The sequence below is a fragment of the Mycobacterium sp. E2238 genome, from assembly GCF_001672665.1.
Lineage (GTDB): Bacteria > Actinomycetota > Actinomycetes > Mycobacteriales > Mycobacteriaceae > Mycobacterium.
In genome coordinates this window covers 1-20,462 of sequence record NZ_LZKF01000253.1, presented here as the reverse complement: position 1 = coordinate 20,462, position 20,462 = coordinate 1, and the positions used below count along the sequence as shown (strand labels likewise).

General features: G+C 67.5%; 18 protein-coding genes and 1 pseudogene. 11 read left to right on the top strand and 8 right to left on the bottom strand.

Features of this window, described 5'->3' with window-relative positions:
• The first annotated feature begins 118 nt into the window (after window positions 1-118).
• Both A5711_RS23620 and A5711_RS23615 read left to right on the top strand, forming a co-directional pair.
• Window positions 119-1,297, top strand: a complete 1,179-nt coding sequence (locus A5711_RS23620; RefSeq protein ID WP_067950853.1) for a glycosyltransferase — start codon at window positions 119-121, stop codon at window positions 1,295-1,297.
• A 56-nt stretch (window positions 1,298-1,353) separates the two neighbouring features.
• A complete protein-coding gene (locus A5711_RS23615) occupies window positions 1,354-2,397 on the top strand; it encodes a bifunctional 2-polyprenyl-6-hydroxyphenol methylase/3-demethylubiquinol 3-O-methyltransferase UbiG (RefSeq protein WP_067950851.1) in 1,044 nt (347 codons plus the stop codon).
• A gap of 15 nt (window positions 2,398-2,412) precedes the next feature.
• Here the strand turns inward: A5711_RS23615 and A5711_RS23610 are convergent, their stop codons facing one another.
• Window positions 2,413-3,918, bottom strand: a complete 1,506-nt coding sequence (locus tag A5711_RS23610) for an FAD-dependent oxidoreductase (RefSeq protein ID WP_197520853.1) — start codon at window positions 3,916-3,918, stop codon at window positions 2,413-2,415.
• 58 nt (window positions 3,919-3,976) lie between these two features.
• The gene (locus tag A5711_RS23605; RefSeq protein WP_067950847.1) at window positions 3,977-4,795 is read right to left on the bottom strand and encodes a hypothetical protein; all 819 of its coding nucleotides are present in this window, start codon (window positions 4,793-4,795) and stop codon (window positions 3,977-3,979) included.
• Window positions 4,796-5,012: 217 nt separating this feature from the next.
• Between A5711_RS23605 and A5711_RS23600 the strand changes: the two genes are divergently transcribed.
• From A5711_RS23600 to katG, 3 genes are all read left to right on the top strand, one after another.
• Entirely contained in the window at window positions 5,013-6,191 is a 1,179-nt protein-coding gene (locus tag A5711_RS23600; RefSeq protein WP_369829959.1) for an Ig-like domain-containing protein, read from the top strand.
• A 94-nt stretch (window positions 6,192-6,285) separates the two neighbouring features.
• Window positions 6,286-6,726, top strand: a complete 441-nt coding sequence (locus A5711_RS23595) for a Fur family transcriptional regulator (RefSeq protein WP_067950843.1) — start codon at window positions 6,286-6,288, stop codon at window positions 6,724-6,726.
• A gap of 25 nt (window positions 6,727-6,751) precedes the next feature.
• Window positions 6,752-8,995 carry a catalase/peroxidase HPI gene (gene katG / locus A5711_RS23590; RefSeq protein WP_369806093.1) on the top strand — a complete coding sequence of 748 codons (2,244 nt, stop codon included), beginning with the start codon at window positions 6,752-6,754 and terminating at the stop codon, window positions 8,993-8,995.
• A 59-nt stretch (window positions 8,996-9,054) separates the two neighbouring features.
• Here the strand turns inward: katG and A5711_RS23585 are convergent, their stop codons facing one another.
• Window positions 9,055-9,861, bottom strand: a complete 807-nt coding sequence (locus A5711_RS23585; RefSeq protein WP_067950840.1) for a DUF1906 domain-containing protein — start codon at window positions 9,859-9,861, stop codon at window positions 9,055-9,057.
• Between the two features lie 21 nt (window positions 9,862-9,882).
• Window positions 9,883-11,433 (bottom strand): GMC family oxidoreductase, encoded by a 1,551-nt coding sequence (locus tag A5711_RS23580; RefSeq protein ID WP_067950930.1) that lies wholly within the window; start codon window positions 11,431-11,433, stop codon window positions 9,883-9,885.
• 290 nt (window positions 11,434-11,723) lie between these two features.
• Between A5711_RS23580 and A5711_RS23575 the strand changes: the two genes are divergently transcribed.
• The 3 genes from A5711_RS23575 to A5711_RS23565 are packed head-to-tail and all read left to right on the top strand — an operon-like array spanning window position 11,724 to window position 14,804.
• The gene (locus A5711_RS23575) at window positions 11,724-12,989 is read left to right on the top strand and encodes a glycosyltransferase family 4 protein (RefSeq protein ID WP_067950837.1); all 1,266 of its coding nucleotides are present in this window, start codon (window positions 11,724-11,726) and stop codon (window positions 12,987-12,989) included.
• On the top strand, window positions 12,983-13,741 hold the full coding sequence (locus A5711_RS23570; RefSeq protein ID WP_067950835.1) for a class I SAM-dependent methyltransferase: 759 nt from the start codon (window positions 12,983-12,985) through the stop codon (window positions 13,739-13,741). The genes A5711_RS23575 and A5711_RS23570 overlap by 7 nt, the downstream gene beginning before the upstream one ends.
• Window positions 13,728-14,804: a prenyltransferase gene (locus A5711_RS23565; RefSeq protein ID WP_067950833.1), complete on the top strand. Its 1,077-nt coding sequence runs from the start codon at window positions 13,728-13,730 to the stop codon at window positions 14,802-14,804. The genes A5711_RS23570 and A5711_RS23565 overlap by 14 nt, the downstream gene beginning before the upstream one ends.
• 11 nt (window positions 14,805-14,815) lie before the next feature.
• Here A5711_RS23565 and A5711_RS23560 read toward each other — a convergent pair whose 3' ends face one another.
• Window positions 14,816-15,478 (bottom strand): class I SAM-dependent methyltransferase, encoded by a 663-nt coding sequence (locus tag A5711_RS23560; protein WP_067950831.1) that lies wholly within the window; start codon window positions 15,476-15,478, stop codon window positions 14,816-14,818.
• 113 nt (window positions 15,479-15,591) lie between these two features.
• On the opposite strand from A5711_RS23560, the gene A5711_RS23555 reads away from it, so the two are divergent.
• Window positions 15,592-16,263: a cutinase family protein gene (locus tag A5711_RS23555; protein ID WP_067950829.1), complete on the top strand. Its 672-nt coding sequence runs from the start codon at window positions 15,592-15,594 to the stop codon at window positions 16,261-16,263.
• 42 nt (window positions 16,264-16,305) lie between these two features.
• Here A5711_RS23555 and A5711_RS27860 read toward each other — a convergent pair whose 3' ends face one another.
• Window positions 16,306-16,758, bottom strand: a complete 453-nt coding sequence (locus A5711_RS27860) for a hypothetical protein (RefSeq protein ID WP_231987010.1) — start codon at window positions 16,756-16,758, stop codon at window positions 16,306-16,308.
• A 689-nt stretch (window positions 16,759-17,447) separates the two neighbouring features.
• Here A5711_RS27860 and A5711_RS23545 point away from each other — a divergent pair.
• On the top strand, window positions 17,448-18,275 hold the full coding sequence (locus A5711_RS23545; protein ID WP_067950827.1) for a family 16 glycosylhydrolase: 828 nt from the start codon (window positions 17,448-17,450) through the stop codon (window positions 18,273-18,275).
• Window positions 18,276-18,281: 6 nt separating this feature from the next.
• On the opposite strand, the gene A5711_RS23540 is transcribed toward A5711_RS23545, so the two are convergent.
• On the bottom strand, window positions 18,282-19,127 hold the full coding sequence (locus A5711_RS23540; protein ID WP_067950825.1) for an SAM-dependent methyltransferase: 846 nt from the start codon (window positions 19,125-19,127) through the stop codon (window positions 18,282-18,284).
• A 32-nt stretch (window positions 19,128-19,159) separates the two neighbouring features.
• Window positions 19,160-19,846 carry a hypothetical protein gene (locus A5711_RS23535; RefSeq protein ID WP_067950823.1) on the bottom strand — a complete coding sequence of 229 codons (687 nt, stop codon included), beginning with the start codon at window positions 19,844-19,846 and terminating at the stop codon, window positions 19,160-19,162.
• 52 nt (window positions 19,847-19,898) lie between these two features.
• On the opposite strand from A5711_RS23535, the pseudogene A5711_RS23530 reads away from it, so the two are divergent.
• Window positions 19,899-20,462, top strand: a pseudogene (locus A5711_RS23530) (NADP-dependent oxidoreductase); the annotation flags it as partial.

Here is a 20,462-nt window from a genome sequence, read left to right as displayed (position 1 = left end):
CAACCGCACCGGACGCGCCACGCCGAAGGCGGGCGGCGCCGGCGGGGTCCGCGTCCGGCGGCCCCGACTGGCCGGTCTGCTTGGATCAATACCGTCACCGCGAGTTAGGTCGGAGTGGATGAAATTTGTGCTGGCAAGCTACGGCGGGCGGGGCGACATCGAGCCCTGCGCCGCCCTCGGCCGGGAGCTGTCGCGCCGGGGTCACGACGTGCGCCTGGCCGTCCCGCCGGACAAGGTCGGCTTCGTCGAGTCGGCGGAAGTCCCCGCGGTCGCCTACGGGCCGGATACCCAAGGCTCGATGGATGCGGCCTCGGAGTTTCTCGGCCGCTTTCAGTACGGGATCGGCGCGCTGTCTGAAGCCAGCGAGCGTGTTAACCGAATCTGGGCGAAGAAGAGCGCGACGCTGACATCGGTGGCGAAGGGGGCCGACCTGCTCCTGGCGCACATGAACGACCAGGCGCTCGCTGCCAATGTCGCCGAACATCACGGGATTCCGCTCGCCGCGCTGCACGTCTTCCCGGCGCGGATCATGCCGTCGAGCGACTTGTATTCGGGAATCACGAGGGAGGCCGGAGAAGCCCAACGCCGTGCGCTCGGCCTGCCCGAGGCGGCCGTCCCGGCGGCCCGCGACGACGGATTGCTCGAACTTCAGACTTACGACGAGCTGTGCTTGCCCGGGCCGGCCGCCGAATGGGTGGAGCCGGGCGGTCGACGCCCCTTTGTCGGGTCGCTGACTCTGGAGTTGCCGACGGATGCCGACGATGAGGCCTTGTCCTGGATTGCGGCCGGCACGCCGCCGATCTACTTCGGCTTCGGCAGCACACCCATCGACTCTCCCGCCGAGACCGTCGCCGTCATCAGTGCCGCCTGCGCGCGATTGGGCGAGCGTGCGCTGATCTGCGCCGGCGCGAACGACTTCGGTGGCGTGCCGCGGTTCGACCACGTCAAGGTGGTGGGCGCGCTGAATTACGCGGCCGTCTTCCCCGCCTGCCGCGCGGTGGTCCACCACGGTGGCTCGGGCACCACGGCGGCAGGCCTGCGCGCCGGAGTTCCCACGCTCATCCTCTGGACGGTATGGGATCAGCCGATGTGGGCGGAAGCCGTCGAACGACTGAAAGTCGGTGCGGGACGGCGCTTTCTGGACAGCACCTTGGACTCGCTGGTCGCCGACCTACGCTCTGTGCTGACTCCGGAATGCGCGGCTCGCGCCCGTGAGGTCGCCGCGCAGATGAGCAAGCCCGCCGAGAGTGTCGCCAAGGCCGCCGACCTCGTGGAAGACGCCGCCCGCTCGGACTGATCGACGCGGTGGTCCGATCGGTGGTGCAAAGCGGCCGGGTCGTGTAGAAGGTTCTGGTGCAAGATCCGCCTTCCGGCCCTGTCGACCCGTCGATGCTTTACGAAGCGATGGTCAGGCGGTTGTATCGCCGGACCTCGGCCGAGGGGCACATCAGGGTGCCGGCCGTCCCGAGCCTGATCGACGAATACGTACAGCTGTGCGCCAACCTGTGCGCCACACTGGGCGTCTGGCACACGCCCGAACAGTCGGCTCAGCTGCGGATCTCGCTCGAGACCGAGCTGGCGAAGGGCTTCAAGGCCTCCCCCCGCTCGGACATCCTCATCTCGTTCAACGCGTACTTCGGAACGAGCATCAACATCCGCGTCAAGGCCGAGTGGCGGACGCTCGACGCCGACTACGACGAGTGGGTGGCCGTGCGCCCGGCGCCGCTGTTCGGCACCGAGCCCGACGCGCGGGTGCTGGCGCTGGCCGCCGAAGCGGCCGACCCGACGACTTACCGCGTGCTGGACGTCGGAGCGGGAACCGGGCGCAACGCCCTGGCCCTGGCACGCCGCGGCCACCCGGTGGACGCGGTGGAGATGGCGGCCAAGCTCGCCGACGTCATGCGCTCCGAGGCGGAGAGCGAGTCGCTGGCCGTGCACGTGATCCAGAGCGATGTCTTCACCGCGATGGAAAGCGTCCACGACGAATACCAGCTGATGGTGCTCTCCGAGGTGGTGCCCGACTTCCGAACGACCCGTGAGTTGCGCGGCGTATTCGAGCTCGCCGCCGAATGCCTTGCTACCGGCGGGCGGCTGGTGTTCAACGCCTTCTTGCCCCGCGAAGGCTACGTCCCCGACGAATCCGTGCTGCAATTCGGTCAGCAGTGCAACACCATGATCTACACGCGCGACCAGCTGGAGACCGCGGCGGCGGGGCTGTCCCTCGAGCTGGTTGCCGACGATTCCGCCTACGAATACGAGAAGGCTCACCTGCCCGAGGCCGCCTGGCCGCCCACGGGCTGGTTCGAGGGATGGGCCAACGGTCTCGATGTGTTCGACGTCGACCGTGAGCACTCGCCGGTCGAGTTACGCTGGCTCGTCTACCAAAAGACGGACTGAGCCCTTCGCGCGGATTCAGGCGGATAGGTCTCGGGTGGCCGGCCCCTCGAGGAGGGTGCCGTCCGGGGCGAAGCGCGACCCGTGCAGCGGGCATTCCCACGCCTGGTCGGCGTCGTTCCAGTTCACGATTCCCCCGAGGTGCGGGCACACCGGCGATACCCGGTGCTCGGTGCCATTGACCCGGCAGCGCGCCTCCAGATGCCACGGCGGCCCGCTGACCACGCCGCCCTCGTCGGCCCCCGGGCTGCGCCGTCCGGCCCGCAGCAGCGGGGTGATCCAGCCCTTGGCCAGGTCGAAGCCCACCTCCAGGTTGGCCTGCATGGCGGTTGGCAGGCCGGTCAACTCATGCGGGCTCCAGCTGGCGAACGCCCTCGCCCAGTCCATCCGGCCACCCAGGATGCGGCTCGACAGCGCCAACGCCGCGGCAGCGCCGTTCGTCATTCCCCACTTGTTGAATCCCGTTGCCACGAAGATGGTTTCGGTGCGCGGCAGGATGGGCCCGACATAGGGCAGCTGGTCGATGGGCGTGTAATCCTGCGCCGACCAGAAGTGCGTCTGCTCGGCACCCGGGTAGTGCTTGCGGGCCCACGACGCGAGTTCCTCGAGCGCCTTCGACGGGCTCTTCTTGCGGCCCACGGTGTGGCCGGCCCCGCCCACGATCAGCCGCTCCCCGTCCGCGACGGGCGCGTAGCGCACCGAGCGGGTCGGCGAGTCGGTGGAGATCATCATCTGGCGGGTGACGTTGCCGGGGACCTTGAACGCCATGCAGTAGGACCGGCTGGGCTTCACGCGCGCAAAGTATCCGCCGCGATCCAGGATTGGGATGCCGGTGGCGAGAACCAGTTGGCCGGCTTGGAGTTCGACGTCGCGCTGCGCGGCGTCGTTGACGTGAACCCGCACGCGTTCGCCGCGGTTCGACACCCGGCGGACTCGCGTGTGCTCGACCAGCCGTCCGCCGCGGTTGAGCAGCTCGGTGGCCAGCGCATCCAGGAACGGCATCGGATCGAACTGGGCCTGATCGGGCAGCCGCACCCCGCCGTGATACGGGAACGGCACGCCGGCGTCGTCGTCCCAGACGGCGGGCAGCCCGACCGCCTGGCACGCCTGAAGCTCCAGGCGCGCGGACGGCACTCCCTTGGCGGACTGGGCGTAGGTGTAGGCGTCCTCGCGCTGCACCGGTATGCCATGCGACCCGCAGTAATCGAGCACCCAGTCCTGGCCTTCACGATTCCCGTCGACGTAGGCGCGAGCCAGTTCCCTGCCATGCCGGGACAGGATCTTCGACAGGTGGCTGCCCTGCAGCAGGCTGATCTTCGCGGTGGTGTTCCCGGTGGCGCAGGCGCCCACTGTGCGCGCTTCGAGCACCAGCACGTCCTTGCCGGCGCGGGCGAGCAGAACCGCGGTCATCAGCCCGGTGATACCGGCGCCCACGACGATGACATCCGCGGAGCGGGAACCCTCGTCAAGCTTGCTTGCGGCCCAAGGCTGTTCGGGCCGATCGGCCAACCATAAAGACGTCACGCGTGGCCTAGTACCCCGGCTGCACACATGGAAACACCACCGCGCTTCGACGGACCTGTCAGCCCCGCTTCAACTGCGCTTTCGCCTCTTTGACCGTTTCTGCCGCGGCGTGGCCGGCGTGCTCGGCCCGCTCGTAGTGCGCTTCGGCGCGTTCGAGTTCGCGCTCGGCGACACGCAAAGCCGCAAGCGCCTCCTCGTGGCGCTGCCGGGCCGCGGCCCGCTCCGCCCGGCGCTCGGAGAGTGTGGCCTCGGCGTCGGCCTGCTCGCGCTCAGCGGCTGTCACGGCTGCGGTCAGTGTCTCGAGCCGCCGCTGCGCTGCGGCGTCGCGCACGGGCTGTTTCGCCGGCTGTGGCCGCGCCGGCGCCGACCGCTCCTTCGCCCGCCCTGCCCGGGCGGCCGTCACGGGTGCCGCGGCGCCGAAGTCGCCGAAACCCGACCACTGCTCGGGCCGGGCCAGCCGGCCGAGCCGGTCCCTGACCTCGGGGTCGGCGATGGCCGCTTGCAGCGTGCTGGTGATGTCGTCGCGCACCGCCGAGGATGGGTTGCTGACATCGGCGGCTTGCAGAGCGGTTCGGGTGAGCTCGCCGACGAGCTGGTGCTGCTCGGCGGACAAGTCCCGGATATGCGCGCCGTCCATCGCCGCGTGCGCGGCGCGCAGGCGGTCGCCCAGGTCGGTCAGGCGCCGTTTGGTGTCGGCGTGGCGCAGCGCGAGCCGGTTGACGATCCATGCCGCGGTGGTGGGTTTGTTGGCCGCGGAAATCCGCTTGGCGCCGGCGTCGTCGCCCCGGCGCTTGGCCGCCGCGGCCAACTTGGTGCGTTGCGCGGTGAAATCCTTCGGCGGCGCCGAATACAGACTGTCGAGTTCGTCGTCGACCATGCCGCCATGATCCTCGCCCGTGCGCCGGTCGGTTTAAAAACCGCACGTCCGTGGCATCTGATGGACAACATGGCCGCCTGGGCCGCGATTCGACCCGGCACCCAACAGAACGCAAGGATCCGATAGCTCAATGATGTCCAAGACCAGTGACCGGTCCGTTCGCCGGATCCCCAGGAGCGGCGGGCTGCGGCGATTACTGCTCGTGGTCGCCGCAGTTATGGGCGTGGTCCTGGTTGCGGCATCCCTAGGTGGCTGCGGTCATCGCAACTCATCGTCGAAACCCGCTGGACCGGCACAGGTCACGATCACGCCGGGCCCCGATGCGCGCGACGTGGACCCGCTCGCACAGGTGATGGTCAAGGCGGACGCCGGGACGCTGACCGAGGTCCGCATGGTCAACGAGAGCGGCAAGTCCGTGCAGGGCGTCATGACACCGGATAGCACCGTATGGAAGCCCACCGTCCCCCTGGGCTATGGCCGCACCTACACCCTGACGGTCACCAGCCGGGGCCCCAATGGCGTTGCCTCGACGCAAGTTTCGTCCTTTTCGACGCTGAAGCCGTCTAACCAGACCAAGGTTTCGTTCACCACCACGTCGGAGGCCGCCCTCAAAGACGGCGGGACCTATGGCGTCGGGATGGTGATCGTCGCCCACTTCGACGAGCAGATCGCCGACCGTGCCGAAGCGGAGCGGCATCTGGCGGTGACCACCGACCCCAAGGTGGAGGGGTCGTGGTACTGGGTCGACGACCAGAACGCCCACTGGCGCCCGGAGCACTACTACGCGCCGGGCACGACCGTCACGGCCGAGGCCAAGATTTATGGAATCGCTTTGGGTAACGGCCTATTCGGCCAAGACGACACCAAGGTGTCGTTCCGGATCGGCGACGCCCACGTCTCCATCGCCGACGACGCGACCCATCAGGTCAGCGTCTTCAACAACGGTGCCCTGGTCCGCACGATGCCCACCTCGATGGGGATGGGCGGGACCGAAAACGTCGGCGGCAAGAGCATCTCGCTGTGGACTCCCCCGGGCGTCTACACCGTGCTCGACAAGGGCAACCCCGTCGTGATGGACTCCTCCACGTTCGGGCTGCCCAAGAACTCCCGCCTGGGCTACCGCGAAACCATCAACTGGGCCACCAAGATCAGCACCGACGGCATCTATCTGCATGAGCTCGATGCCACGGTCTGGGCCCAGGGCCATCGGGACACCTCGCACGGATGCCTGAACCTCAACGCCGACAATGCGAAATGGTTCTACGACTTCTCCGTGCCGGGTGATGTGGTCGAGGTCCGCAACAGCGGCGGCCCCCCGTTGACACTGGCGCAGAACGGCGACTGGACGATCAGTTGGGACGACTGGCGCAAAGGCAGCGCGCTAAAGCCAACCTAGAATCGCGTGATGTAGCTCATTCGTCACCGTGAGTTGTGCGCCACTTCACAGTAAACTCTTGACTCGTTCCAGATAAGTGCGTCATATTGGTGCGGTGTCATCGACGGCCGATTACGCGGAGCGACTGCGGATGGCCGATCTCCGGGTGACCCGGCCGAGGATCGCCGTGCTGGAGGCGGTGGACGCTCACCCGCATTCGGACACCGAGACCATCTTCTCCGCGGTGCGCGTGGGGCTGCCCGATGTCTCCCGCCAGGCCGTGTACGACGTCCTCAACGCGCTGAGCACGGTGGGTCTGGTGCGCCGCATCCAGCCGTCCGGGTCGGTCGCCCGCTACGAGTCGCGAGTCGGCGACAACCACCACCACGTCGTGTGTCGGTCCTGTGGCGTCATCGCCGACATCGACTGTGCGGTCGGTGAGGCGCCCTGCCTCACACCGTCTGACGACAACGACGTTCTGGACGGCTTCGTCCTGGACGAGGCCGAGGTCATCTATTGGGGCGTGTGCCCCGACTGTTCGACTGCAGGTCCCTAGATCGCAGCCCAATCACCAAGGAAGGATTGCTGTGTCAGATATATCCGAAAGCCGGCCGCCGCACGACGACTCCAAGACGGCCAGCAGGAGCGAGAGCGAAAACCCCGCGATCTCCTCGCCCGAACCGAAGGCGCGCGGGCCGCTGACCAACCGCGACTGGTGGCCGGATCAGGTCGACCCGTCGATGCTGCAGCCCCACAACCCGAAATCGACCCCCTACGGCGAGGACTGGAACTACGCCGAGGAGTTCGCCAAGCTCGATGTCGAGGCGCTGAAGCGAGACGTCATCTCGGTGATGACCACCTCGCAGGACTGGTGGCCCGCCGACTACGGCCACTATGGCGGCCTTTTCATCCGGATGAGCTGGCACGCGGCCGGCACGTACCGCATCTTCGACGGCAGGGGCGGCGGCGGCCAGGGCATGCAGCGGTTCGCCCCGCTCAACAGCTGGCCGGACAACGTGAGCCTGGACAAGGCGCGTCGGCTGCTGTGGCCGGTGAAGAAGAAGTACGGCAACAAGATCTCCTGGGCGGACCTGATCATCTTCGCGGGTAACTGCGCCCTGGAATCGATGGGATTCAAGACCTTCGGCTTCGCGTTCGGTCGCGAAGACGTCTTCGAGCCGGAAGAAATCCTCTGGGGCGAGGAGGACACCTGGCTGGGCACCGACAAGCGGTATTCCGGCGAGCGCGACCTCGCCCAGCCCTACGGGGCGACGACGATGGGTCTGATCTACGTCAATCCCGAAGGGCCCGAAGGCAAGCCGGATCCCATCGCCGCGGCGATCGACATCCGCGAGACGTTCGGCCGCATGGCGATGAACGACGAGGAGACGGCCGCGCTCATCGTCGGCGGGCACAGCTTCGGCAAGACCCACGGCGCCGGCAGCGGCGATCTGGTCGGACCCGAGCCCGAGGCCGCCCCGATCGAACAGCAAGGGCTGGGCTGGAAGAGCTCGTATGGCACCGGCGTTGGCAAGGACGCCATCACCAGTGGCCTGGAGGTGGTCTGGACGCCGACCCCGACCCAGTGGGACAACACCTTCCTGGAGACGCTGTACGGCTACGAGTGGGAGCTCACCAAGAGCCCCGGCGATGCCTGGCAGTTCGTCGCCAAGGACGGCGCCGGCGCCGGGACCATCCCCGATCCGTTCGGCGGCCCGGGCCGGGCGCCGACGATGCTGGTCACCGACATCTCGATGCGCGAGTCCCCGATTTATCGCGACATCACGCGGCGCTGGCTGGACCACCCCGAGGAGCTGACCGAGGCGTTCGCCAAGGCCTGGTACAAGCTGCTGCACCGCGACATGGGACCGATCAGCCGCTACCTCGGCCCGTGGATTCCCGAGCCGCAGCTCTGGCAGGACCCGGTTCCGGCCGTCGACCACGAGCTGGTCGACGAGAAGGACGTCGCTGAGCTGAAGAGCAAGGTCCTCGGGGCGGGCCTGTCCGTTCCCCAGCTGGTCAAGACCGCCTGGTCGGCGGCCGGGAGCTACCGCAACACCGACAAGCGCGGTGGCGCCAACGGGGCGCGGTTGCGCCTGGAGCCGCAACGGAACTGGGAGTGCAACGAGCCCTCCGAGCTGGACAAGGTGTTGCCCGTGCTGGAGAAGATCCAGCAGGACTTCAACGGCTCGGCATCGGGCGGCAAGAAGATCTCGCTGGCCGATCTGATCGTGCTGGCGGGATCCGCGGCGGTCGAGAAGGCGGCGAAGGACGCCGGCTACGAGATCTCGGTGCACTTCGCGCCGGGGCGCACCGACGCCTCCCAGGAGAACACCGATGTGGAGTCGTTCGCGGTGCTCGAGCCGCGGGCCGACGGCTTCCGCAACTACGTCCGTGCGGGAGAGAAGGCTCCCCTGGAGCACCTGCTGATGGAGCGGGCGTACCTACTCGGTGTGACCGCCCCGGAGACGACGGTGCTCATCGGCGGCCTGCGTGCGCTCGGCGCCAATCACGGCGGCACCAAGCACGGGGTGTTCACCGACCGGCCCGGAGCGTTGACCAACGACTTCTTCGTCAACCTGCTCGACATGGGTACCGAGTGGAAGCCGTCGGAGACCGCGGAGAACGTCTACGAGGGCCGCGACCGCGCCTCGGGCGCGATCAAGTGGACCGCGACCGCGAATGACCTTGTGTTCGGGTCGAATTCGGTGCTGCGCGGGCTGGCCGAGGTCTACGCCCAGGACGACAATCAGGGGAAGTTCGTCGAGGACTTCGTCGCGGCGTGGGTAAAGGTCATGAACAACGACCGGTTCGATCTGAAGTAACACCCGGATACCAAGCGGCGCCCCGCGGGCCATGGGCTCGCGGGGCGCCGTGCGTTAGGTCAGCGCGCGAAGTCCCACTGGCCGTAGTCGGCGGCCAACACCTCGTCGATGTCCACGTTGATCCCGCCGAGGAGCGGGCTGGGGTTGGCCGGGCTGTTGACCACCGCCTGGTAGAGCACCGCCGCGGGTTCACGAGCGCCGTGTGACCACGACTTGGTCTGCCACGCCCACCGATGCCCGGGCGTGGTCGAGTTCCCGACGACGCCGTCCCGGATCGCCCAGCCGCACGCATTGGCATGCCCATAGATGCCGGTGCGGCCCACGCCCAGTGCGGAGTTGATCCCCCGAAACCATTGCACCGCAATGCTGTTCCAGGTGTTCTCGTCGATGTCGTCGTCGACGCTGAAGAATATCGGGGCCGACGCCGGGCCCCCGGCCGCGGCGTGCAGCCGTTGCGCCGTCTGGGCATCCGCCACCCCGCCGTCGTGGCCGCGGGTGTAGTCCGACGGGTCCGGCCACCCCGGTTTGCCGTACTGGAAATTGCTGACGATCTGCAGGCCCGCCGCGCGCAGCGCGTCGGCGTACTCGCGGGTGATCGGCTTGGCCTCGAAATTCGCGCCCGGCCGCGACTCGGAAACGTAATTCACCACCCCGGCATAGCCCGCGGATTTGATCTCGTCCGGGGAAATCCTGCGCTCGGCGAAGTCGATCAGCCGTATGTCGGCGGCGAATGCCGTTGGCGCGGTGGAGCTGGCGGCCGACGTCACGAAGCTGAGGAAAGCCGGCGCCAGGGCAAGTTTCAGAACGTCGCGTCGCGAAGCCGATCGCCGCCCGCGGCATTCACCTGATGCAGCCGAACCCTGCACCGCGCGATGGTAACAAACAGCTCAAAGCCGGTGCTCGGCCTTGATGAACTGTGCGGCGCGCTCTCCGATCACCACACAGGGAGCCATGGTGTTGCCGCTCGTAATTCGCGGCATGATCGATGCGTCGGCGACGCGCAGGTTCTCGATGCCGTACACCTTCAGGCGTCCGTCAACCACCGACGCGGGGTCTCGACCCATCTTCGCCGTCCCCGATTCGTGCCAGTAAGTGGTCACGGCATAACGCAGGTAATCATCGAGTTCGGCGCCCGAGAGGTCACCCGGCATGACTTCGCGTGCGACGAACGGGCGCAGTTCGGCGGAGTTGCCGATTTCGCGCAGCGTCTCGATGCAGGCGATCGCGGCCTTGAGGTCGTCGGGGTTCGACAGCGCGTTCGCCTCGATGCGGATCGGGTCGGCCGCGTTCGGCCCCGACAACCGCAGGCGCCCGCGGCTCGTGGGGTGAGTTGGGGAGCCGAACAGAATCCAACTGTTGGCCGGCAGGCCGTATCTCGCGGCGTTCTCCGGGGTCGCCTTGGGGAAGGGGCCCAAGCAGGCGAAGAGGTCGGGTCCCTGAACATCGGCCGCTCCCGAGTCCCAGAACATCGTCGCCGCAACCTGGGTGCTGCCCTGCACCGAATCCGGAAACTCCCACACGCAGTCGAACCCGAAATGATCCTGGAAATTGCGTCCGACGCCGGGTAGGTGCCGGCGGACGGCGATTCCGACACGCCGCAATTCCTGCGCGTCGCCCACGCCGGACTGCATCAGCACCTTGGGGGTGTGTATCGCGCCGAGTGACAAAACGACCTCCGCCTCGGCGGCCACCTGATGAACCGCGCCCGCATGCAAGACTTCGACGCCCATCGCCCGGTCGGCTTCGAAGATGACGCGGGTGACCATCGCGTGCGGCAACACCGTCAGGTTCGGGCGGCCCAGCACCGGGCCGGCGTAGGTGCGGAACACGGACTCGCGCCTGCCGTTGCGGCTGCGTAGGTCGGCAACAGCGGCGCCGCGCGCATTCTCCATCAAGCGGCCGTTCGGACTCTGGTAGGTGGGGATGCCGTGAGCCCGCGCCGCGTCCAAGACCGCCGGTCCAAGCGGATGGCCGGCGGCCGGCTCGACGAACACCGGTCCTCCCCTGCCACGGTGATCCGGCTCGCCTGTGCCCTGCCAGTCCTCGAGTTGCCGATACAGTTCCAAGACCCGCGCGTACGCCCACGCGGATTCGCCCGATTCGGCGGCGAAGTGGTCCCAGTCGCCGCGGTGTCCGCGCGACCACACCATCAAGTTGATGCTCGACCCGCCGCCCAGCACTTTGCCCATCGAGAACGGGATGGAGCGCCCGTGCAGGCGCGGGTCGGGTTCGGCGGCGAAGCCCCAGTCGCGGTCGCTTCCCAGGTTGGACGGCCATTGGCCGGCTTCCTTCACCGCCGGCAGGTCGTCGGAGCCGCCCGCCTCGAGTAGCAGCACCTTCACGTCCGGGTTCTCCGCCAGGCGGGCGGCGACGACCGACCCCGAGGACCCGGCGCCACACACGATGACGTCGTAACGCGGTTTCAACACGGCACCCACGGCCACTCCTCATCGCGAGCTGGGTATAGCTTCCTATACCTGGGAGCACGCGCGGGTGGCTCGAACGGTTCAATTCCGTTCGGGGCCTAATGGCATGATCTTTGGGTGCCGGAATTCCGTCAGACCGTTTACCCGGGACCCGGTGACGCCCGAGCTCGTTGCGCTCGATTAGGTGATCGAACTATAGTCTGGACACATGTCCAGTTTGCTGTCGCGGGGTTCGGGAGCCCGTTGACCGCGATGGATTCGGCGCCATTCCGCGGTCATTCACCAGCAAAGAAGAGTTGAGTATGCGAATTGCCCTGCTGTCCTACCGTAGTAAAACCCATTGCGGCGGACAGGGCGTCTACGTGCGCCATCTCAGCCACGGTCTGGTGGAACTGGGTCATGACGTCGAGGTGTTCTCGGGCCAGCCCTACCCCGACCTGCTCGACCCGCGGGTGCGGCTGACCCAGGTGCCGAGCCTTGACCTCTACCGTGAACCCGATCCCTTCCGGGTGCCACGGCCCAGTGAGATCCGCGACTCGATCGACCTGTTGGAACTGCTCACCACGTGGACGGCGGGCTTTCCGGAACCGCGGACGTTCACCATGCGCGCCGCCCGGTTGCTGGCATCCCGGACGGCCGACTTCGACGTCGTCCACGACAACCAGAGCCTGGGCACCGGCCTCCTCACGATCGCGGGCGCGGGACTGCCCGTGGTGGCTACTGTGCACCATCCCATCACCCGTGACCGCGTGCTCGACCTGGCGGCCGCGCGATGGTGGCGAAAGCCGTTGGTGCAGCGCTGGTATGGATTTCTGGCGATGCAGCAGCAAGTGGCGCGCCAGATTCCGGACCTGCTGACAGTTTCGTCGTCGTCGGCCGCCGACATCGTGAGCGACTTCGGGGTTTCGCCCGACCAGCTGCACGTGGTGCCGCTGGGCGTGAACACCGAACTGTTCAAGCCGGGATCCCTTCCCCGGCAACCCGGGCGGGTCATCGCGATTGCCAGTGCCGATACGCCGCTGAAGGGTGTGCGCACCTTGCTGCACGCGGTCGCCCGGCTGCGTACGAGCAGGGATCTCGAGCTGCGGCTGGTCGCCAAGGTGGAACCCAACGGCCCCACCCACAAACTGATCGCCGAGCTCGGCATCTCCGACATGGTCCACATCACCAGCGGGCTTTCCGACGCCGAGCTGGCCGCGTTGTTCGCCTCGGCCGAAGTCGCCTGCATTCCCTCGCTCTACGAAGGGTTTTCGCTACCGGCGGTGGAGGCGATGGCCAGCGGAACTCCGATCGTCGCGAGTCGGGTCGGCGCGCTCCCCGAAGTTCTCGGCACCGACGGCGCGTGCGCCGAGCTGGTACCGCCCGCCGACGTCGACGCGCTCACCCGCGCCCTCGGAGACCTGCTGGATTCGCCGGAGAAGCGACGGAGTCTGGGCAAGGCGGGACGAACCCGCGCGGTCAACGTGTTCAGCTGGGAGGCCGTGGCCGCTCAAACCGTCAGGGTGTATGAGCGTGCGATCGCGCGCAACGCCGCCCCGGCCGCTCCCGAAGGGGAAGCGCAATGCTGACAGTCGATTTCGACCGGCTGCGGGTCGGACCGGCGACGAAAGTCATCGACGTCGGCTGCGGAGCCGGCCGGCATGCGTTCGAAGCGTATCGACGCGGTGCCGACGTCGTGGCGTTCGACCGCGATGAGAGCGAATTACGTTCGGTGGAAACCATTTTGCGCGCGATGGCCGAGGGCGGTGAGGCGCCCGTCGGCGCGTCGGCGAAGGTAGTCCTCGGTGACGCGTTGAAGTTGCCGTACGCCGACGAGACATTCGACTGCGTGATCGCGTCCGAAATCCTGGAACACATACCGCACGACGACGCCGCCATCGCCGAATTGATCAGGGTGCTCAAGGTCGGCGGGACCCTGGCCGTCAGTGTGCCGCGATGGCTTCCCGAGCGGGTTTGTTGGCTGCTGTCCGATGAATACCACAGCAACGAGGGCGGCCACGTACGCATCTACCGGGCCAGCGATTTGCGCGCCAAGATTTCGGATGGCGGAATGCGAATGACGCATTCCCACCACGCGCACGCACTGCATTCCCCCTTCTGGTGGTTGAAATGCGCTGTGGGAGTGTCTAACACCGATCACCGGGCCGTGTCGGCGTACCACCAACTCCTGGTGTGGGACCTGATGCGACGGCCGAAGATCACGCAGCTGGCGGAATCGCTACTCAATCCGCTGGTCGGCAAGAGTGTGGCGATGTATTTCGTCAAACAGCCGCAAGCAGAAAGCGAAGCGACGGTGGGATATTCAGTTGCGTCGGTCTAACCCACCATCGGTCCCGGGCGTCCTTACCCCCGAGCAATGCCGTCAAACCGCACTGTCAATCGCAGCCATGCAGGAACCCACCGGGGCCATCCCCTGGTCTGAGGGGGGTCACACCGACCCGTGGGATCACGTGGAGTGCGCGATGGCGCTCACCGCCGCCGGGCTACTGGAACCGGCGCGCGCCGCGTTCGAATGGAGTCGCCGCACCCAGCGGCCGGATGGCTCATGGCCGATCCAGCTGCGCGCCGGGGTCATCGAAGATGCCAACAGCGACAGCAACTTCTGCGCCTACATCGCCACCGGCGTCTGGCACCACGTGCTCGTCACCGGCGACCGGCGCTTCGCCGCTCAGATGTGGCCGGTCGTGCACAAGGCGATCGACTTCGTCATCGACTTGCAGGTCGGCTATGGCGAGATCTGTTGGGCCCGCAGTGAAGCCGGTCCTTTGGACGAAGCGCTGCTGACGGGTTGCGCAAGCGTCTTTCACAGCATGCGGTGCGCCTTGGCGCTGGCGGCCCTGGTCGGCGAGCCGCAGCCGGAGTGGGAACTGGCGCTGGGCCGGCTCGGGCACGCGATAGCCGCGCATCCCGAGGCGTTCACCGAGAAGGACCGCTACTCGATGGACTGGTACTACCCCATTCTCGGTAGCGCGATGCGCGGGCCCGCGGCGGCCGCGCGAATCGAACAGCGGTGGGACGACTTCGTGGTCGGCGGACTGGGCATTCGCTGTGTGGTGGACCGACCCTGGGTCACCGGCGCCGAGACATGCGAGCTGGTGATGGCGCTGGACGCCATCGGTCAGCGATCCGCCGCCCATCGACAGTTCGGCGCCATGCAGCATCTCCGCGAGGAAGACGGCTCCTATTGGACGGGTTTGGTGTTCGCCGATGGGAAACGCTGGCCCGAGGAGCGCACCACGTGGACGGGAGCGGCGATGATCCTCGCCGCGGACGCGCTGTCCAACACCACCGCGGGCGCCGGCATTTTCCGTGCCGAGGGCTTGCCGATGGGTCTGCAGACCGACTTCGACTGCGAATGCGTCTCGGCCGGCCCCGGCCGCTGACGTGAATCCGGCTAGATCGCCTCGCCCGGCTGGCCGCTGACACGCTCGAGGACCCTCAGCGACCCGGTAGCCGAAACCTCCCGGAACTGGCCGGAATCGATTGCGCGACAGTAGATGTAGTAAGGGGGTCGGCCGCCGTCCCTCGGGTCCGGGAAGACGTCGTGGATGGCCAGCGCGCCGTCCACTGTCACCCACTTCGCCCATCCGTCAAAGTCCTGGTTCGCGGCGGCCTCGCTGTGGCCGCCGTCGATGAACAAAAAGCGCAGCGGCGACCGCCATCCGGAGGCCACGATCGGCGACTTGCCCACGACGGCGACGACGTGGTCGTCGAGCCCCGCGGCATCGAGCGTGCGACGGAAGGTCGGCAGTGTGTCGAACAATCCCGTGACCTCGTCGACCAGCGAGGCGTCGTGGTACTCCCAGCCGGCCTGGTGCTCCTCGGAGCCGTGATGGTGGTCGATCGTGTAGAGCACGCCCGCGGTTTGTTGGGCCGCGGCGCCGAGCAACAGGGTGGATTTGCCGCAATACGTGCCGATCTCGACGGCGACGCCGCCGTCGAGATACCGCAGCGCGGCGTCGTAGAGCGCCCGTCCCTCGTCGGCGGGCAGGAACCCTGGTACCTGTTCGGCCAGCGCGAACAGGCGCTCGGGCGCACTCGCATCGACGTGACTCATCCGCTGAACCTATCGTTCGCGCCACTGGCGTCCCCACGGTGGTCGAGGCGACCGGACTGAGGGCGCTTTGCCTAAGCCCAGCGGCCGGGCCGGGACCGCTTTACCATCATGCTGTGTTTCCCCGCAGACTCGGTGACATCGGCCTGGCGGCGGTCCTCATCGTGGCCGCGGCCGCTTTGCCCGCTGCGCTCCCCTCGTCCGTAATGCCCAGCGCCGCGGCCGCGAACTGCCCACAGGCACAGGTGGTCTTCGCCCGCGGCCGAATGGAATCGCCGGGACCGGGAGCGCTGGGCAACGCGTTCATCAGTGCACTGCGATCCAAGGTCAACAAGAACATCGGCGTCTACGCGGTGAATTACCCCGCCGACACCGAGGTTGCTCAGGGTGCCAACGACATGAGCCATCACGTTCAGGACATGATCAACACTTGCCCGAACACCCGGCTGGTGCTCGGCGGCTATTCGCTCGGCGCGGCGGTAACCGACGTGGTCCTCGCGGCGCCCATCAGCGCGTTCGGCTTCGACAGCCCGCTGCCTCCGGGCGCCGACCAGCACATCGCTGCCGTGGCCCTCTTCGGCAACGGCAGCCAGTGGGTCGGTCCGATCACGAACTTCAGCCCGATCTATAACGACCGGACCATCGAGTTGTGCCACGGCGCCGACCCCATCTGCAACCCCGCCGACCCGAACACCTGGAAGGCGAACTGGCCGCAACACCTGGCCGGTGCGTACATCGACGCGGGGATGGCCAACCAGGCGGCCGACTTCGTCGCCGGCAAGCTCTGATCCGATCCGGCGCGCGGATCGCTAGACGCGGTTGTGCGCGACCTAGGCCTGCGACGCGACCCGTGCCGGCAAGCTCGCGGCCCAACGCCGTCGCGCCCGCACTCCCACGTACCCGAGCGCCAGGCCCGCGCCGATCTCGGCGGCCGCGGTGACCCACGAGAACCAGGTGACGTTGATGCGGGGCCCGGACGTAAAGCTGTCCTGAAAGTCCGGCAGGAACGTCGGCAGCACGTGGGCATAGACGAACAGCGCGGCGCTGCCGTAACCCACCGCGATCGCCGCCTCGCAAGCCCGCGGGTGATGACGCACCACGAGCACTACGGCGATCAGCACGATGATGCCCTGGATCGTGCCGCCGACCATGATCGACGGCGGCGAGGCCGCCATTCCCCGCCGAAGGTGATCGATCGCGTGCAGGGCGTACGCGGCGGCGAACCCGACCATCGCCGCGGTGAGCGGACGGTGCGCTGTACTCGAAAACGAATTGTTCGACATCGCGTCTCCCAACGACTTCTACTACCCACGGTAGTAAACGGCGGGAATGATGTAAACGGGTGCAATCCGAAAATTCGGGCGGCCGGCTGTGGCTCCCCAACGGGGGCAGCCGCGCGCTCCCTCAAGAGAGAGGGGAAGTTATCGGAACGTTTTCCGCGGCCCGATTACGTGTGCGAGCAAGCCCACGCCGTGGCCGCCTTTTGCGCAATTTGCGCGCGGAATTGTTCAGGCCGAAGTGTTGGTGCTCGAGTAGAGCTTGAAGTCGCGGATCAGCGGGATGACCTCGCCACCGGCGACCGCGGCACGCTGGCTGGCGCGGAAAGCGGGATGACGGCGCATAGCCTCACGGCGTTCGCGCTCCTGACGCCGAGCCGCAGCCCATCGCGGGTGAGACTGAAGGGAAATAACCGTCGCTCCCGTTGAATTCGCCACGATCGTTAACTCCTCCCAGTGCAACCCGCAAAAACTCTACGACTTGTGGTTATCGGCTTGTGATCTCAGAATGCCCGGCCGATCCTGAGACCAAACCACCCACCAAGTTGAGAATTAGCCATGAATTTCGACTAATCCTGCCGCCGTTACCACTCCGCCGTCCGTGCTGGCCCGCCGGCGATTCGAAACGTTAGCGGCGAGCACCGACAGATTTCGGAGTTCGGTCTGGACGGCGGTGGCTGCTATCGTCCCCGCGTATGCCCAAGATGGACCGCCGCCGCATGATGTTGACGACCGGGATCGGCGTGCTCGCTGCCGCGCTGCCTGCGCCGCAGGCCCTGGCCCGCCCGAATCGCGCACCCGCTCCCGCCGCTCCGAGCGGCCAAACCGGCACCTACATTTTTCACGACGAATTCGACGGAGCCGCCGGCTCGGCGCCGGATTCGTCGAAGTGGACGGTCGCGAAGGCCCGCGAATCCATCAAGGATCCGACGTATTGGGAGCTGCCCGAGCACATCGGGCAGTACCGCGACGACCGTCGCAACGTCTTCCTCGACGGCAACTCCAACCTGGTTCTGCGTGCCGCCAAGGAAGGCCCCACCTACTACAGCGGCAAGGTCCAAAGCCTCTGGCGGGGTGGCGTCGGCCATACCTGGGAAGCCCGTATCAAGCTCAATTGCCTGACCGCGGGCGCCTGGCCCGCCTACTGGCTGGGTAATGACGACCAGGGTGAGATCGACGTCATGGAGTGGTACGGCAACGGCAGTTGGCCCTCGGCCACCACCGTTCACGCGAAAGCCAACGGCGGCGAGTGGAAAACCCACAACATCGCGATGGACAGCGCGTGGCACACCTGGCGCACGCAGTGGGACGAGGCCGGCATCCGGTTCTGGAAGGACTATTCCGACGGGGCCCAGCCGTATTTCGACGTGCCGGCGAGCTCGCTGCCGGATTGGCCGTTCAACGGACCGGGCTACACGGTCTACCCGGTATTCAACCTGGCGGTGGCCGGGTCCGGCGGCGGCGACCCGGGGCCGGGAAGCTATCCCGCCGACATGCTCGTCGATTGGATCCGCGTCTGGTAGGCGCGCTCAATGGGTGAGCAGGGCGGTCGCACTCCATGCCCTGCCGCCCGGGTGCCGCGGGTCCGGCTGGGGTAGCCACGCGAGCGGGCGCATCCACACCGGCAAGCGATGCAACCGGTGGGCCGCGAGGTAGAGCGCCTCGACTTCGACGGTGTGCCAGCCCAGGTTTTCGAAATAGGCCAACCCGTTCTCGGGTGCGAACTTGAACGGCGCGTTCTGCAGCATGCCGGCCATCTTCTTGTTCAGCATCTTCTTCAGACCGGGACCGGCGAAGTCGAGCAGCCACCAGGCGACCTCGGGTCGCTTGATCGCCGCGGAGAGCGCGACGACGTCGCTGTCTTCCAAATACATCAACAGGCCCTCGGTCAGCACCAGCGCCTTGGTGGCGCCGCGCAGAGCCTCGTCCAGGAAGGCGTCGCGGGCCGCCGCGTCGGCCAGGTCGACGGCGGTGCGGGTCAGCCGGCACCGGGGCGCCTCGTCGGCAAGGAGCTGCGTCTTTTCCGCGAGCAGGTCGGGCAGGTCCGCCTCCACCCACGTGAAGTGGGCCGGAAGGTCCAGGCGATACGGGCGGGTGTCCAGGCCGGCGGCCAGGTTCAGCACCCGGTCGCAGCCGGCGGCGATCGCTTCGGCGATGGCGTCGTCGATGATCTTGGTGCGCGCGACGAGCCACCAGCCGTTGCGGGTCGACCGTGGGACGTTGGCGACGATTTCGCGTCCGTGTTCGCCCGCGAGGCGCTCGGCGAGCGGGTCGCTGAACAGCGCGTCGGGACGGGCGGTTTCGGTCGCCCGGTGCAACGCGGTCCAGCGGGCGGTGTCTGAAACGTGGGTGATCGTGTGTCTGGGGGCTGACATACGTGCGTTATAGCAGCACGCCCGCGGCGGCCCTATTGGCTGGCCTTGCCTCCGGCAAACCATGCTTCCGTCACCGCCCGGGTCTGGGGTGCTGGATAGACGGTGTCGGGCCGGCCGATTTGACCGACCTTGACCGTCCACGCCGATGATGAGCGGTCGATGCAACTCCCGGCGCCCTGGCTGGGCAGCCACAACACCGCGGTATTGCCGCCGCCGCCGGGGCCACACCCGTAGACCGGGACATACCCGTCGGCGCGACCACCCCAGGCGCCACCGTTGCGGAACAGGCAGCGCGTGCCGTCATCGAGAGTCAGCGCGAACGGGTCCGGAGTGGTTGGCGCCTGCACGGGCGGCAGCGGGCCGTCGTAGTTCACCCGATGCATGCTCCTATCCCAGGGATTGTCCACGCACAGCAGCGATCCGGGTGTCGACGGCCAGCAGGTGAGGGCGCCCGCCGCGGTTGGTGAGCAGGAATAGACGTTGTCGGCCAGCGCCGACGGTGACGGTGACGAGCACTCGCTGGCCTGGCCGACGTTGCCCGGTCCGGACGCCACGTGGTAACCGTTCATCGGTTGGCCATCGGGTCCGACGGCCACGACGGTGATCTGCTGGGTGGGCGGCGGATCTGCGGCGGCCGTCCCGGGCAGCGACAGGGCGGCCGCTGTCAGCACCGTCAGCGCGGCGACGGGAACAACAACGATTCGCGACATCACGTTCACCGCGCAAAACCTTTCGTTCGGCGGCCCCCTGGTTGAAGGGTACGGTGCGCTTATGTCCGATCGAAACCGCCGTTTTCTGCTCCGCGAACGCCCCACCGGCCGCATAGGCCCGGACACCTTCGCACTGAGCGAGGAGGCGGTGCCCGAGATCGGCGACGGCCAGGCGCTCGTGCGGGTCGACTGGATCTCGCTGGATCCGACCAACCGCATGTGGATCAACGACACCCCGTCCTACCTGCCTCCGGTCGGGATCGGCGAGGTGATGCGCGCGGGCGGGCTCGGCGAGGTGGTCGCCTCCAAGAGTTCCAAGTATCCGGTCGGTCAGAAAGTGCAGGGCCTGCTCGGCTGGCAGGAGTACGCGGTCCTTTCGGACACGGCGATGGTGAATCCGGTGGACGTGGCAGCGGGCATCTCGCCGAGCGCCTACCTGGGTGCGCTCGGGATGACCGGGCTCACCGCGTGGATCGGGATCCGCGACATCGGCAAGCCGCGACCGGGCGAGACGGTCGTCGTCTCCGCGGCGGCCGGCGCGGTCGGGTCGGTCGCCGGCCAACTCGCCAAGGCCGCCGGGGCTCGTGTCGTCGGGATCGCGGGTGGTCCCGAGAAGTGCGAGCTG